At 41.8% G+C, this 13,537-nt stretch carries 9 protein-coding genes; 5 read left to right on the forward strand and 4 right to left on the reverse strand.

Annotation, left to right across the window (positions count from 1 at the left end; genetic code table 11):
- The first annotated feature begins 206 nt into the window (after positions 1-206).
- The 3 genes from AB6N04_RS13875 (at position 207) to AB6N04_RS13885 (ending at position 2,783) form a co-directional block, all read left to right on the forward strand.
- A complete protein-coding gene (locus tag AB6N04_RS13875) occupies positions 207-1,205 on the forward strand; it encodes a methionine ABC transporter ATP-binding protein (RefSeq protein WP_369308890.1) in 999 nt (332 codons plus the stop codon).
- Positions 1,206-1,270: 65 nt separating this feature from the next.
- Positions 1,271-1,894: a methionine ABC transporter permease gene (locus AB6N04_RS13880; protein WP_369312112.1), complete on the forward strand. Its 624-nt coding sequence runs from the start codon at positions 1,271-1,273 to the stop codon at positions 1,892-1,894.
- A gap of 64 nt (positions 1,895-1,958) precedes the next feature.
- Positions 1,959-2,783, forward strand: a complete 825-nt coding sequence (locus AB6N04_RS13885; RefSeq protein ID WP_369308891.1) for a MetQ/NlpA family ABC transporter substrate-binding protein — start codon at positions 1,959-1,961, stop codon at positions 2,781-2,783.
- A 68-nt stretch (positions 2,784-2,851) separates the two neighbouring features.
- On the opposite strand, the gene AB6N04_RS13890 is transcribed toward AB6N04_RS13885, so the two are convergent.
- The 3 genes from AB6N04_RS13890 to AB6N04_RS13900 are packed head-to-tail and all read right to left on the reverse strand — an operon-like array spanning position 2,852 to position 7,333.
- A complete protein-coding gene (locus tag AB6N04_RS13890) occupies positions 2,852-4,099 on the reverse strand; it encodes a sigma-54-dependent transcriptional regulator (protein WP_369308892.1) in 1,248 nt (415 codons plus the stop codon).
- Positions 4,092-6,098, reverse strand: a complete 2,007-nt coding sequence (locus tag AB6N04_RS13895; RefSeq protein ID WP_369308893.1) for an ATP-binding protein — start codon at positions 6,096-6,098, stop codon at positions 4,092-4,094. The genes AB6N04_RS13890 and AB6N04_RS13895 overlap by 8 nt, the downstream gene beginning before the upstream one ends.
- Positions 6,095-7,333, reverse strand: coding sequence for an ABC transporter substrate-binding protein (locus AB6N04_RS13900; protein ID WP_369312114.1), 1,239 nt, complete (start codon positions 7,331-7,333; stop codon positions 6,095-6,097). The genes AB6N04_RS13895 and AB6N04_RS13900 overlap by 4 nt, the downstream gene beginning before the upstream one ends.
- A 525-nt stretch (positions 7,334-7,858) precedes the next feature.
- Between AB6N04_RS13900 and pgtP the strand changes: the two genes are divergently transcribed.
- Complete coding sequence (gene pgtP, locus AB6N04_RS13905) at positions 7,859-9,238, forward strand: phosphoglycerate transporter PgtP (protein WP_369308894.1); 1,380 nt, start codon at positions 7,859-7,861, stop codon at positions 9,236-9,238.
- 57 nt (positions 9,239-9,295) lie between these two features.
- Here the strand turns inward: pgtP and AB6N04_RS13910 are convergent, their stop codons facing one another.
- Positions 9,296-10,996: a lysophospholipid acyltransferase family protein gene (locus AB6N04_RS13910; RefSeq protein ID WP_369312116.1), complete on the reverse strand. Its 1,701-nt coding sequence runs from the start codon at positions 10,994-10,996 to the stop codon at positions 9,296-9,298.
- 367 nt (positions 10,997-11,363) lie between these two features.
- Between AB6N04_RS13910 and fdhF the strand changes: the two genes are divergently transcribed.
- The gene (gene fdhF, locus AB6N04_RS13915; protein WP_369308895.1) at positions 11,364-13,511 is read left to right on the forward strand and encodes a formate dehydrogenase subunit alpha; all 2,148 of its coding nucleotides are present in this window, start codon (positions 11,364-11,366) and stop codon (positions 13,509-13,511) included.
- Positions 13,512-13,537 lie beyond the last annotated feature (26 nt).

A 13,537-nucleotide genomic window follows, 5' to 3' on the forward strand; every position in this document is an offset into this window, starting at 1 on the left:
TTGCCATTTCAATTTCATTTCACCACTCCCTTATCAAAAACATAACTACATAATAATGATGACTTTTTTTGATTAGACTGTTTTCATCTAACTCATCCCTAACTTTTATTTGACATTCATCACATTCTCAATTACTTTGGCGGTACAGACGTCTAGATATCTATTTTTAGTTCTACGAAATAACCCATTTACCCAAGGGGATCCGCGTGATAACACTTAAGAATGTCAGCAAGATCTACAACCGCAATAAAAAACAGACTGTCGCGGTTGATAACATCAACCTCAATATTGCTGCTGGGGATATTTTTGGCATCATCGGCTACAGCGGTGCAGGCAAAAGTAGTCTTATTCGTTTGTTAAATCGCTTAGAAGACGCCACAAGTGGTGAAGTGATTGTTGGGAAACATAATATTACGCTCAGTGATGAAAAAGCAGTTTTGCAAATACGCCAATCTATTGGCATGATTTTTCAGCATTTTAACTTGCTGTGGTCGCGTACCGTGCGGGAAAACATTGCATTTCCCTTGCAGATTTCAGGGTTTGACAAAAAGAAACGTCAAGCACGGGTTGAAGAGTTGATGGCATTGGTTGGACTAACGGATAAAGCGGATGAATACCCTTCTATGCTCAGTGGCGGGCAAAAGCAGCGGGTCGGCATTGCACGTGCCCTTGCCAACAACCCTGATGTATTGTTGTGTGACGAGGCAACGTCAGCATTAGACCCAAAAACTACGCAAACAATTTTGCAATTATTGGCACGGATTAACCGCGAGCTGAATATCACTATTGTGTTGATCACTCACGAAATGCAGGTCGTCAAAAGTATTTGCAATAAAGTTGCCGTCATTGATAAAGGCCGAATTGTTGAGGAAGGGCTAGTCAGCCAAGTGTTCCATAATCCCCAACATGCCATTACACGGCAATTTTTATCACAAAGTGAAATTGCGACAGATACCCAAGAAGACTTAAAAACCCTATTAGCCGATGGCCCAATTATTCGCGTCGTTTTAGATGAAGAAAAACAAAGTCACTATTTACTGTATGACTTAATTTCTCAATTTAATGAGCCCATTAAACTGGTTAAAGGGGCATTTAATCAAGGCGCAGGCTTCTTATATCTTCAATTTTTGCCTGAAACTAAAAAATTAACGGATGCCGTTGAGTATCTTAAAAATAAAAGAAATATTGTTGTTGAGGTGATTTAGTCGTGGATGAAATACAGCGTTGGGTCAATGGCTATTTACCCTATTTAAAATTACATGTTTTAGGTATTGAAACCCTCAATACCTTATACATGACATTGGTCTCTGGTGCGTTATCTGGCATTTTCGGGATCATAGTTGGCACTTTTTTATTTTTAACCGCGCAAGATGGGAAAAAAGAGAATATTACGATTTACCGTACGCTTTCCTTTATTGTGAATATATTTCGCGCCGTACCATTTATTATTTTAATTATTTTATTGTTTCCAGTAACCAAATGGATCGTCGGTACTATCTTAGGGGTTAACGCTGCGCTTCCTGCCTTGGTTATTTCAGCGAGCGCTTTCTATGCACGGTTAGTGGAAATTGCCTTACGTGAAGTCGATAAAGGGGTTATCGAAGCCAGCCAATCCATGGGAGCCAAACTGCATACGTTAATTTTTAACGTGTTGATACCCGAATCTTCACCAGCCTTAATTTCGGGTTTAACGGTCACACTGATTTCGTTAGTAGGCGGTACCGCAGTTGCGGGAGCAATTGGTGCCGGTGGGTTAGGAAATCTAGCCTATTTAGAAGGCTTCCAACGTAGTCATATGGACGTCGTTTGGGTCGCTACTTTAGTGATTTTAGCCATTGTCTTATGTATTCAAGTAATAGGAGACACCCTAGTTCGGTGGATTGATAAACGTTAATAACATGAACCTAACCCCACAAATTATTAATTTTATCTAAACACAGCTAATTAGGAATAACAGCATGAAATTATCATTATTCACCCGTTTTGGGGCATTATTAATTACCAGTTTAGCACTAACTGCCTGCCAACCAGATCAACAGGAAAAAAGTAATAAATTAACGATTGGAGCATCATCGACACCTCATGCGGAAATATTAGAGTTTGTAAAACCCCAATTAGAGAAAGAAGGCATTAATTTAGATATTCGTGTTTTTAATGATTACATTATTCCAAATCAAGCATTGGCGGACAAAGAATTAGATGCAAACTTTTTCCAACACGTGCCCTATTTAAATAAAACATTAGCCGACCACCCCGATTGGCAATTAGTGTCTGTTGGCGCAGTGCATATGCACCCGTACCGTTTTTTCTCACAAAAGTATAAGAGCCTGCAAGATTTACCTAATGGAGCAAAAGTGCTGAGTAGTAACAATATTTCCCAACACGGACATATTTTAAAACTGTACCAAGACGAAGGCTTAATTAAAATACGCAGCGATATTGACCCTGATGATGCAACTATTGATGATATCGTAGAAAATCCACGCAATTTGCAGTTTTTATTTACCTATGATGCACCGCTAATGCCGCAAATTTATAAAAATGGCGAAGCTGATGTTGCCTCTATTGATAGCCATTTTGCCGTTAATGCCGGTTTAGATTTAACGAAAGACGTCATTTACAGTGAACCAGCTGCTAACAGTAAATTTGCTAATGTGGTGGTAACACGGGTAGAGAACCAACATGATCCACGCATTGCCAAACTGATGAGCGCATTGAAAAGTGATGAAACAAAGAAATTTATTTTAGACAATTACAAAGGGGAAGCCGTACCGGTTCCTTAAGCTTGCCACTCATCATGAGGTTAAAAGGTGTTGAATAAATAATCCCATTCAACACCTTTTAATTATGGCTAGGTCCGGTAATGGCGTTTATCCAAACCGTATTTTTTCATTCGCAAATATAACTTTTTACGTGGCATTTGCAGGTATTCTGATACGTCATTAATTCGCCCTTGATGAATGTTAAGCGCTTCCGTAATAATTTGTCGTTCATAATTTTCAATTTGCTGATCTAACGCCGTTGGGGTAACGGAAGCCAATAATGGATTTACCGTTTCCCCCATCGGCATAATGCCAACAGCGTAAAGTTCTGCCGCATTCGCCAATTCACCCACATTTCCAGGCCAATGACGTCGCGTTAATTTTTTAATAAAGGCGTCATCCAGCACGGGGAAATGTAGATTCAAGCGAGTACATGCCAATTCAAGGTAATGCTCAAAAAGCGGTGCGATATCAGCCTTCCTTTGTGATAACGGCAAACAGTTAATTTGTGTCATTGAAAAACAATAATAGAGTTCAGCAATTAACTTTTGCTGTTTCGTTAAGAGAATTAATGGCGTTTCTGAAATACCAATTAAGCGAAATTGGCGGTGTTCCCGCTGAAGATGCTGCGCTAAAAAACGTTGCTGAGCCAATGGCATCAATTCAATATTTTTTATGACTAAAGTGCCACCGACAACATCATCCAACCATATGTCTAATGGTATTTCTTGCTCATTTAACAGCGTTTTAATCACTAGAGGAGCGCTTCGGTTAGTACTAATTTGGTGCAAATAACGGGACAAATAAACCCGACCTGTCCCTAACGCTCCATGAAAGAACACGGCGGCATGGGTTTCTGCTAACCCCTGTAATTGTAAATGAATTTGCTGCGTCCATTCACTTTGACCGACTAGATTGAGTGTCAGTTGCTTTTGTCCCCAGCGCCGTTGAATAACCCGTTGTTTACGCGCAGCAAGGGCTTTTCCCACTTCCAATAACAGATATTCAGGATTGATAGGCTTTTGAATAAAGTCCCACGCACCTAATTTAACGGCTTCAACCGCCATCGGCACATCCCCATGACCAGTGATCAGTAAAACAGGTAAATGTTTATCTTTTTCAAGGAATAAGCTCATCAAATCAATGCCAGAACAGTGGGGCATGCAGACATCGCTCAAAACAATACCACACCAATCCCGATGAATAAGATCTTTTGCAGCTAACGGGTCATCACAACAGAATACACGGTAGCCAGCCTGCTCAAGCAGTAGACAATAGGCTTCAAGTACATCTTTGTCGTCATCTATGAGTAAAATATCGTTATTATCATCAAGCATGTTCTTGCACCTTCTTAAAACTTAAAATGACACATCCATTGCGGGTAAGGGTTGAAGCAATTCGCATTTCTCCCCCCAATTGCTGCATAATCGAGGCGCTAATCGATAGCCCCATTCCTAAACCAATTTCTTTACTGGTGGTAAACGGCTTCATTAACGAGTCCGCCAGTTCTATAGGCCAGCCCTCGCCGTTATCAGTAATGTACACCGTTAAATTATCTATCGATTCACTGTAATCGATAGAAATAACGGCATGGTTTGGGCTAGCATCCAATGCATTGACCAATAAATTCACCAAAACTTGCGAAATACCGATTTCATCCCCCAATACCAAGGGTATTTTCTCCGGAAGATGCAGCGCAGCCTGACGAGTTTTGCGTTGCAATAACAAAATATCCCACGCATTTTGCAGGCTTTTAACTAAATCGATAGCCTGTAGTGTTTCTTGGCTATCTCGCTTGCGAGCGAATTGACGTAATGAACGAATGATCCCATCCACACGTGCAATCAATGACTCGGACTTATTAAGTGAGGTAATAACTCCTTGCTGATCCTGCCGTTGCAGGGCTTTTTTAGCCATATACACATGCATCGATAACGCATTAAGTGGTTGGTTAATTTCGTGTGCCAATGACGTCATGGTTTGTCCAACCACTGCTAATTTTGCCGTTTGGATCAATTCATCTTGCGTGGTTCTTAAATTCTGCTCAATCACCTTGCGATCGCTAATCTCTTGCTCTAACTGATGTTTTTGCTGGTTGATTTGCTCCAATGTTCGTTGTAGCAACATTGCGATACGTCCTAATTCATCACGACCGCCAACCGGAATTTGCGTCGTTAAGTCTCCAAGGCTAATTTTTACCACTGCTTGGTTCAACAAATTAAAACGTTTAACCAACCGTGAGCGGATCACAAAGTAGTTAAATAATACCGCCAACAATAATGCCAATAAGGCGGTAATGATAATGACCGTCCCGCTCAGTGACATAATGTCCGATAAATGGTGGTTTAGGGTCTGTAGTTGTGAATGGCTATTGCCTAATTGCAGGTCAAGTTGGGTTCGAAAGCGGGCGAGAATGCGGTCTTTTTCCGTCGTCATTTCTGATAACGCGTTTTTAGCACTTTGGTAATTTTGCAGTGCTGACGGCATATTGCTCTCTGATAGGCCAATATCTAAAAGTTCATCAATCGTTTGATAGAGCGTCACCGTGCTTGGGTATTGGTTTAATGCGCCTTCATGTCCAGCTATGTTGGTTTTTAAGTAACGTAAGTAACGGATATAGCTGTTATTTTCCTCTTGTGCATCCTGTGAGACATTACTCTGCATGCTTTTTAGCCGATTCACCAACACATTCACAATTTGGTCTTCTAAGCGTGCTAAAGTATAAATTAATTGCAGTTCGCTTTGCACACTGCGTAATCGGCTTTGCAAAGCTTTCGCTTGATTGGGTTCTTGCTCAAACTTATCTAATAACGACCCTTGCTGTAAGCTAATATCTTGCGATAGTGACGTCAATTCCGTATTAAAATCATCATGTAACCAACTGATACGGGCCGATAGCGTATTCACTTTTTCGTTGGCTAAAAACAGTGTGTAGAGCGCTTTATCAAGCTGAGAAAGTAAATCTTGGCTTTCAGAAATGATTTCAGCAATTTGCTGATGATCTCGCCCCGTTAAATTCTGATTTATTCCATTGATTTTACTCAAGTGTTCTGTAATTTGGTTACGCAGTTGCAGTCGTGTCGCGGTATTGGGGGCTTTTAAAAACTCATTGAGTTCTTCAACTAAGGTATTCAATTGACCATCAATTAAAAATGATGATTGAATACGCGGAAAGTAATCACCCAGCGCATAACGAATTTGTTGGTTTTGTTCGTGCCATGCATACAAGCTTGCCCCGCTGACAATCAATGTCATGAAGGTCACCGCAATAAATGCGCTGCGTAAAATACCGCTTAAACTAAATAAGCCTAAATAATTGATTATCCAGCGCTTCATTTAACTGTTTCCAAATAGGCAATCGCACGGCGTTGTTGTTCCTGAAAGAAGCGCTGCCAGCGCATATATTCCACTTCCGCTTTACCGCTATCCTCGAAACGTGAATAGTAATCCGGATCACGACTTTCCGCCTCTGTGACTGGCACCGCAGTCAGTAATGCACGTGCTTCAGGTAACGGTTTTTTTAATTGGGACTCCGCAATATAAACCGCACGCCATGCATCTTTAGATTCCATCAAGCGATAAGTAATCGCATAATCAAATAGTTGCTGAACTAGGCGTTGGCGTTTTAACACTAAATGTTCATCTAACAGTTTTGGCTGGTTTAATAGTTGGCTTTGTTGCACTTTGCGTGGATCACTGTCCGGCAATGGTGTCACTGGGTATTTTCCCGTATTGCTATCTGCTAATATTTTTTGTCCCTGCTCACTCAATAAAAAGTTGATAAATTGCTGGGCTTTTTCCTGATGCAAACTATATCGAGTGATAGCAATAAAGGTGGGTAATGTCGCTGAATCCGGTAAATAATGGAATTCAAGATCAGGCTCTCCGAGCAACAAGTTAGCGTAGTTATCAATAATCGGTGCCGCACCACCTAATCCTGTTTTAATTTTGTCTGCGACACCAAAGCTACGAGATGAAACTGTCGCTAAGTTCCCAGATACATTGAGTAAAATTCGCCACCCTTCATCCCATCCCCACTGCTGTAACAGTGATTCGATCATAAGGTGATATGTATCTGAGCGTGACGGGCTACTGATCAATAACATACCTTGGTAGCGGCTATCAGTTAGCGCGTTCCAGGTTTTCGGAATGGGTAATTGGTTTTCCGCCATCCAGTGGCGGTTAGCAAAAATGCCATAACCGGAAAATGCCACTGCGGCAACAGTCCCTTTTAATGATGCAGGCACTAAGTTTTGTGAGATATCTGGGGGATTGTGTAACGCGGCTAAGCGGTCATGCTGCTGTAAATGCTGCATTAGCATTGGAGAAGAGGTTAAAACCAAATCCACATTTTCCATCACTTGGGTATCGAGCAAGCGCTCTAAAGAGGCGCTGGTTCGGTTAATGGTTCGAATGGGTATGGCATCTGGTAAGGCATTCCAACTGTCCATGATATGGATCGTCGCTTCAGGAGAAAGTGTCGTTGCAATCACCAATTCGTCATTTTGTATAGCAGCCAAACGGCTAGAAAAAGCTAACCCTATGATAGGTATTAGCAATATTAAAAACATCACCTTAAATCGAATTATTTTTTTTTGCATGGGATGCTCCTAAGCCCGGTGTGTAGATGTGATTTACATCAAGAAAGTAACAATTTTTTTATTTGTGCTAAAAAAGTGTTTGAGACATTTTTTACCCTTTTATCTTCATTTTCTTATTTATTTGAAATCACTAAAAAAAACTAAATATCATTTATGTGAATTATTAAGATGTTTTAAATAACTAGAAATACCGCTGAAATAGGAACAAAAATTAGGAATTAAATAAAACAACGGTAATAAGTTTATCGTATTTTCTTTTTTTGTTCCTCTCATTACGTCATTAATGTAACCGCTAACACATTCTGAATAAAAATAAATTCTGCCAATGATACTCATGGGTCAAATTGACTCTTACCTTTCCAAAATTGGGTCAAAATTGACTCAAACTCATGATATTGAGATCTTTTTTAAAGAAGAACATGATGAGCTGGTCAAAAACAAAAACGACAAAAATTCAAAAAATAATTTTTTAATATTATTAATACAGGTGAATTTATGCTGCCATTTTTAAAACCCGCTACGGCCAAAAATAGTGTTGCACCTGAAAAAGTCTCCGCAACATATAAACGTTATCGTGTTCAAGCGCTGCTCAGTGTATTTCTGGGTTATTTAGCTTATTATATTGTTCGTAATAATTTCACACTCTCCACACCTTATTTAAAAGAAAATTTAGATTTAACCACAACGCAAATTGGTATGTTAAGTAGTTGCATGTTAATTGCATATGGTATCAGTAAGGGTGTTATGAGCAGCTTAGCGGATAAAGCTAGCCCAAAAGCCTTTATGGCATTTGGTTTGATCCTCTGTGCCATCGTTAACTTTGGCATGGGCTTTAGTCATGCATTTTGGCTATTTGCTGGCTTTGTTGTTCTTAATGGCTTATTCCAAGGGATGGGCGTTGGCCCTTCATTTATTACCATTGCCAATTGGTTCCCGCGTAGAGAACGTGGTCGCATAGGCGCTTTTTGGAATATTTCCCATAATGTCGGGGGCGGCATCGTCGCACCTATCGTCGGTGCAGCTTTTGCTGTACTTGGGACTGAACATTGGCAAAGCGCCAGTTATATGGTGCCTGCGGTTATCGCTATTCTGTTTGCTGCTGTCGTCTTAATTTTAGGTAAAGGCACACCTGTTCAAGAAGGCCTGCCAGCCCTTGATAAAATGATGCCTGAAGAAAAAGTGTTACTTACCACAGAGCAAAAAGACAAATCACCGGAGAACATGAGCGCATTCCAAATTTTCTGTACTTATGTGCTGAAAAACAAAAATGCATGGTATATCTCATTTGTGGATGTTTTCGTCTATATGGTGCGCTTTGGTGTGATCAGTTGGTTACCCATTTACTTACTGACAGAGAAAAATTTCTCTAAAGACCAAATGAGTGTGGCTTTCTTATTCTTCGAATGGGCGGCTATTCCTTCCACCTTATTAGCGGGTTGGTTAACAGACAAGCTGTTTAAAGGTCGCAGAATGCCATTAGCCATTATGTGTATGGTATTGATTTTCTTCTGCTTGGTGGGTTACTGGCAGAGCCAATCCCTTGCGCTCGTCACTTTCTTCGCAGCGGTTGTTGGTTGCTTAATCTATGTACCTCAATTCTTAGCTTCTGTACAAACTATGGAAATTGTACCGAGTTTCGCTGTTGGCTCAGCAGTAGGTTTACGAGGCTTCCTAAGCTATATTTTAGGAGCGACTCTGGGAACAAGCTTGTTTGGCTTTATTGTTGACCGCATGGGTTGGCATGCCGGGTTCTACCTACTTTTAGGTGGGATTGTTTGCTGCATTATCTTCTGCATCCTGTCCCATTTAGGTGCATTAGAATTAGAACGTAATCGCCAAAAAGCATTAAAGCCTATTCAATTAGCAAATGCATAATTGATAACTGATTCATCGTGCGTATTTATTCACTACGCACGATGAATACGCTAAGATTTACAGATGGACCCCAATATACCGTTGATAGCGTGTAGGTTTGAGTTTAGTTAAATCCACCAGCACCAAACCATCAATACAATCATTAAATGATGGGTCAGTCCCAAAATCCATAAATTGCACACCACCAGGCTCACACAACTCAGTGTATTGCTTATAAAGTGTCGGAATAGAACAGCCGATGTTATTTAATAAGCTTTTAAGTTTCACCAAATCGTCTTGGTAATTATCACCCGCGAATTGCGCCAACACCTGCGGTAAAGAGGCTGGGTAAGGCTGGTGAGATTGTGCCATTGATTGTTCCGCTGAAAAATATAAGCGATAGAAAGCAATCAGTAGATCTCGCGCCGCAACAGGCATCGCCCCCGAAATGGAGACGGGACCAAATAAGTAACGGTATTGGGGGTATTTCGCTAAGTAGGCCCCAATCCCTAACCATAGATAATCAAGCCCACGTTTTCCCCAATATTTTGGCTGAATAAAACTGCGACCTAACTCAATACCTTGAGCAAGGATGGGGAACATACCTTCATCATAGTGGAATAAGCTAGCACTGTAGATCCCCGCTAGCCCTTTGGTTTCAATTTGCTTTTCGGTGGGTATAAAACGATATGCACCGACAATATCCAATTCATCTTCATCCCACAACACCAGATGATAATAGTCATCATCATAACTGTCTAAGTCTCGACGTTTGCCGGAGCCTTCCCCCACTGCGCGAAACGCAATCTCACGTAACCGCCCTAATTCACGCAATATTGGCGAGCGAATATCTTGATTGCGTTGGTAAAGATAAATCGCTTTACCATCGGGAGATGTGCCTAAACGCTCACAAAGTGCTATGGCTTTTTTCAGTTCGAGTCTATCTTCAGGTAAAGCTATCGCCGCTTCGCTGGTAAATAGCCCTTCTTTTCCTTTTCCTAACAAATAGATGTGACGGCGAAAACGCTCGGCTAATTCGTGGGCTTTGGTGTGGCCATCATACCAATGGCTAAAGGGAATACGCCCCCCAATGCGAATGTTGAGTTTTTTGCCGCGCTGCTTAAACATCTCTCTGACTAGCATCAATGTAGATAAGGGTTTGTAAACCAATGAGGTGAGGTAAAATAAATGGCTATTTCGCCCCTGAATATGAATAGGCACAATCGCTGCTCGCGCTTTGGCGGCTAGACGTAAAAAACCAGTGCGCCAGTGGCTATCGCGGATCCCTTTACTACTGAGCCTTGAAACTTCCCCCGCAGGGAATACAATCAATGCTCCTCGGTTAACTAAATGTTGCTGCATCGCCTCCACTTGCTGGCGATTGGTTCGGTTATTCATGTTATCGACAGCAATAAATAGACTTTTGAGTGGTTCAATATAATTAAGAAACTGGTTCGCCACGATTTTCACATCCGGTCTCACTGCGGCCACTGTGCGCAATAACGCCAAGCCATCCAATGAACCAATCGGGTGATTTGCCACTAAAACAATGGGGCCTTCTGCGGGAATATTTTCTAAGTCACCTTCCGTTAATTCACAACAAAGATGAAAATGCTCAATAATTTGCTCAATAAGATCCAACCCTTTTAAATGGGGGTGTTCTTGAGCAAATTGGCTAAACTCTTTTTCAAAAAGCAGGTGCTTTAACAAACTGCGTTTCCATGCAGGTGGGGTTTGATGCGGATATATATCGTGGAGTAAGGTATCGATACTAAACATCATATTGTCTCCATCCGAGCTGAGTTACTGCGAACATAAGTCAAATGAGTGACAGCATGATGGCAGTTTTATGACAATATAATGAAGTGATAAAAATGCCCTATCCCCATATGCACTCCATCATTTCGTGATTATCTTCCCAGATCGTTGAGCCGTTTCTCGAACACTTCACTCGTCAATAACGGTCGACACTTTTGACGATCACAGTAGGCGTTAAGCCTCTAGACAGTGCAATAATTATTTCAAGATTAGCAAATTCAATATGTTAGCCATTAATAAATAGCGCTTAAAAATTGGCATAAACCCTGCATTAGCTTAGGTGTTAAGGCGGCAATGACCGCTAAATAAAAACATAGGAGCAATGTTGATGGAAAAAGTCATCACCGTCTGCCCGTATTGCGCCTCAGGCTGTAAAATTTACCTGAAGGTGGAGAACGGGAAGATCATCGGCGCAGAGGGCGCAAATGGTCACACCAACGAAGGGGAGCTCTGCCTAAAGGGCTATTATGGCTGGGACTTCATTCACGATACTAAAATCTTAACGCCTCGCTTAAAAAACCCGATGATCCGTCGTGAGCGTGGTGGCAAACTTGAAGTGGTTTCATGGGAAGAGGCCATTGAATTTGCGAGTTCTCGATTACTGGCAATCAAAGAAAAATACGGTCCTAAAGCTATCATGACAACCGGCTCATCCCGTGGTCCAGGTAATGAAGCCAACTTTGTGATGCAAAAATTTGTTCGCGCGGCAGTCGGTAGTAATAATATCGACTGCTGCGCACGTGTCTGACACGGCCCTTCGGTTGCAGGTCTGCAGCGTTCGGTCGGTAATGGCGCAATGAGCAACTCAATTGTCGAAATTGAGGATACCAAATGTATTTTTGTCTTCGGTTACAATGCCGCGGACTCACACCCTATTGTCGCTCGCCGAATTTTAAAAGCGAAAGAAAAAGGGGCTCAAATTATTGTTTGCGATCCGCGTTATATTGAAACTGCGCGCATTGCAGATATTCATTTACCTTTGAAAAACGGTTCAAATATTGCGTTACTGAATGCGTTTGCCCATGTGATCATCGAAGAAAATCTGTATGACAAAGCGTTTATTGATGCACATACTGAAAAATTCGACGAATATCGAGCCATCGTTGCTTCTTATACCCCTGAATCTGTCGAGGAAACCACGGGTATCAAAGCAGAAGATATTCGTAAAACTGCTCGCATGTACGCGAAAGCAGAAAGTGCAACGATTTTGTGGGGTATGGGTGTTACTCAGTTCTATCAAGGTGTTGAAACCGTACAATCCCTCACTAGTCTTGCGCTCTTAACGGGGAATTTAGGTAAACCAAATGTTGGTGTTGGTCCTGTTCGTGGGCAAAACAACGTACAGGGGGCCTGTGATATGGGGGCTTTACCAAATACCTTACCTGGTTATCAATATGTATCGGATACCGCGGCGTTGGAAAAATTCGCCAAGTTCTGGGGCATTGAAAGCATGCCTACTGAGAACGGGATCCCACTGAGCGAAGTACCGCACTTTATTGATGAGGGGGTGTTGAAAGCTCACTATGTGATGGGGGAAGACCCACTGCAAACGGAGCCCGATCTCGCCACTATCCGCCGTACTTTTGATAAGCTTGAGCTGTTGATCGTCCAAGATATCTTCATGACTAAAACGGCGTCAATTGCTGACGTGATTTTTCCTGCCACTTCTTGGGGGGAACATGAAGGGGTTTATACCGCCGCTGACCGTGGTTTCCAACGTTTCTATAAAGCGGTTGAGCCTGTCGGTGATGTAAAAACAGACTGGGAAATCATCAGTTTAATGTCAACCGCCATGGGTTACCCAATGCACTACAACAATACCAAAGAAATTTGGGATGAGTTGCGTGAATTGTGTCCTATTTACTATGGTGCGACCTATGAAAAAATGGCGGATTTAGCCTATATTCAATGGCCATGTAAGACCTTAGAAAGTCCCGGTACAGAGTATTTGTACAAAGGTGGTCAATTTGATACACCAAACGGTAAAGGCCAATTCTTTACCTGTGATTGGCGTCCACCGATTGATCAAGTCAGCCCTGAATATCCGTTGGTGTTAGCAACGGTGCGTGAAGTGGGACACTACTCTTGCCGTTCAATGACAGGTAACTGCAAAGCTTTGGCGTCATTAGCAGATGAACCCGGTTTTGTACAAATCAATACCGAGGATGCAAAAGCATTAGGGATTAAAAACCAAGAGCTGGTTTGGGTCGCATCACGGCAAGGTAAAGTGATTACCCGTGCTAATATCAGTGACCGACCGAATAAAGGCGCGGTGTACATGACGTATCAGTGGTGGATTGGTGCTTGTAATGAGCTTGTGGCAGAAAATCTTAGCCCAATTACTAAGACCCCTGAGTATAAGTACTGTGCCGTACGTGTTGAGCCAATCGCTGACCAACAAAAAGCTGAGTATTTTGTTGTTCAAGAATACACGGGAATTAAACGTCGGCTACGTGAGGCTGCTGAAGGCCTCTAATTTGCGATAAGCCAACAATTAAGCCA

Origin of the sequence: Providencia rettgeri (assembly GCF_041075285.1) — a bacterium.
Lineage (GTDB): Bacteria > Pseudomonadota > Gammaproteobacteria > Enterobacterales > Enterobacteriaceae > Providencia > Providencia rettgeri_G.

Excerpts from the sequence above, each read along its gene's own strand:
- AB6N04_RS13890 (WP_369308892.1), bottom strand. The coding sequence starts at position 4,099 with ATGCTTGATGATAATAACGATATTTTACTCATAGATGACGACAAAGAT.
- AB6N04_RS13900 (WP_369312114.1), bottom strand. The coding sequence starts at position 7,333 with ATGTTTTTAATATTGCTAATACCTATCATAGGGTTAGCTTTTTCTAGC.
- pgtP (WP_369308894.1), top strand. The coding sequence starts at position 7,859 with ATGCTGCCATTTTTAAAACCCGCTACGGCCAAAAATAGTGTTGCACCT.
- AB6N04_RS13895 (WP_369308893.1), bottom strand. The coding sequence starts at position 6,098 with ATGAAGCGCTGGATAATCAATTATTTAGGCTTATTTAGTTTAAGCGGT.
- AB6N04_RS13910 (WP_369312116.1), bottom strand. The coding sequence starts at position 10,996 with ATGTTTAGTATCGATACCTTACTCCACGATATATATCCGCATCAAACC.
- AB6N04_RS13885 (WP_369308891.1), top strand. The coding sequence starts at position 1,959 with ATGAAATTATCATTATTCACCCGTTTTGGGGCATTATTAATTACCAGT.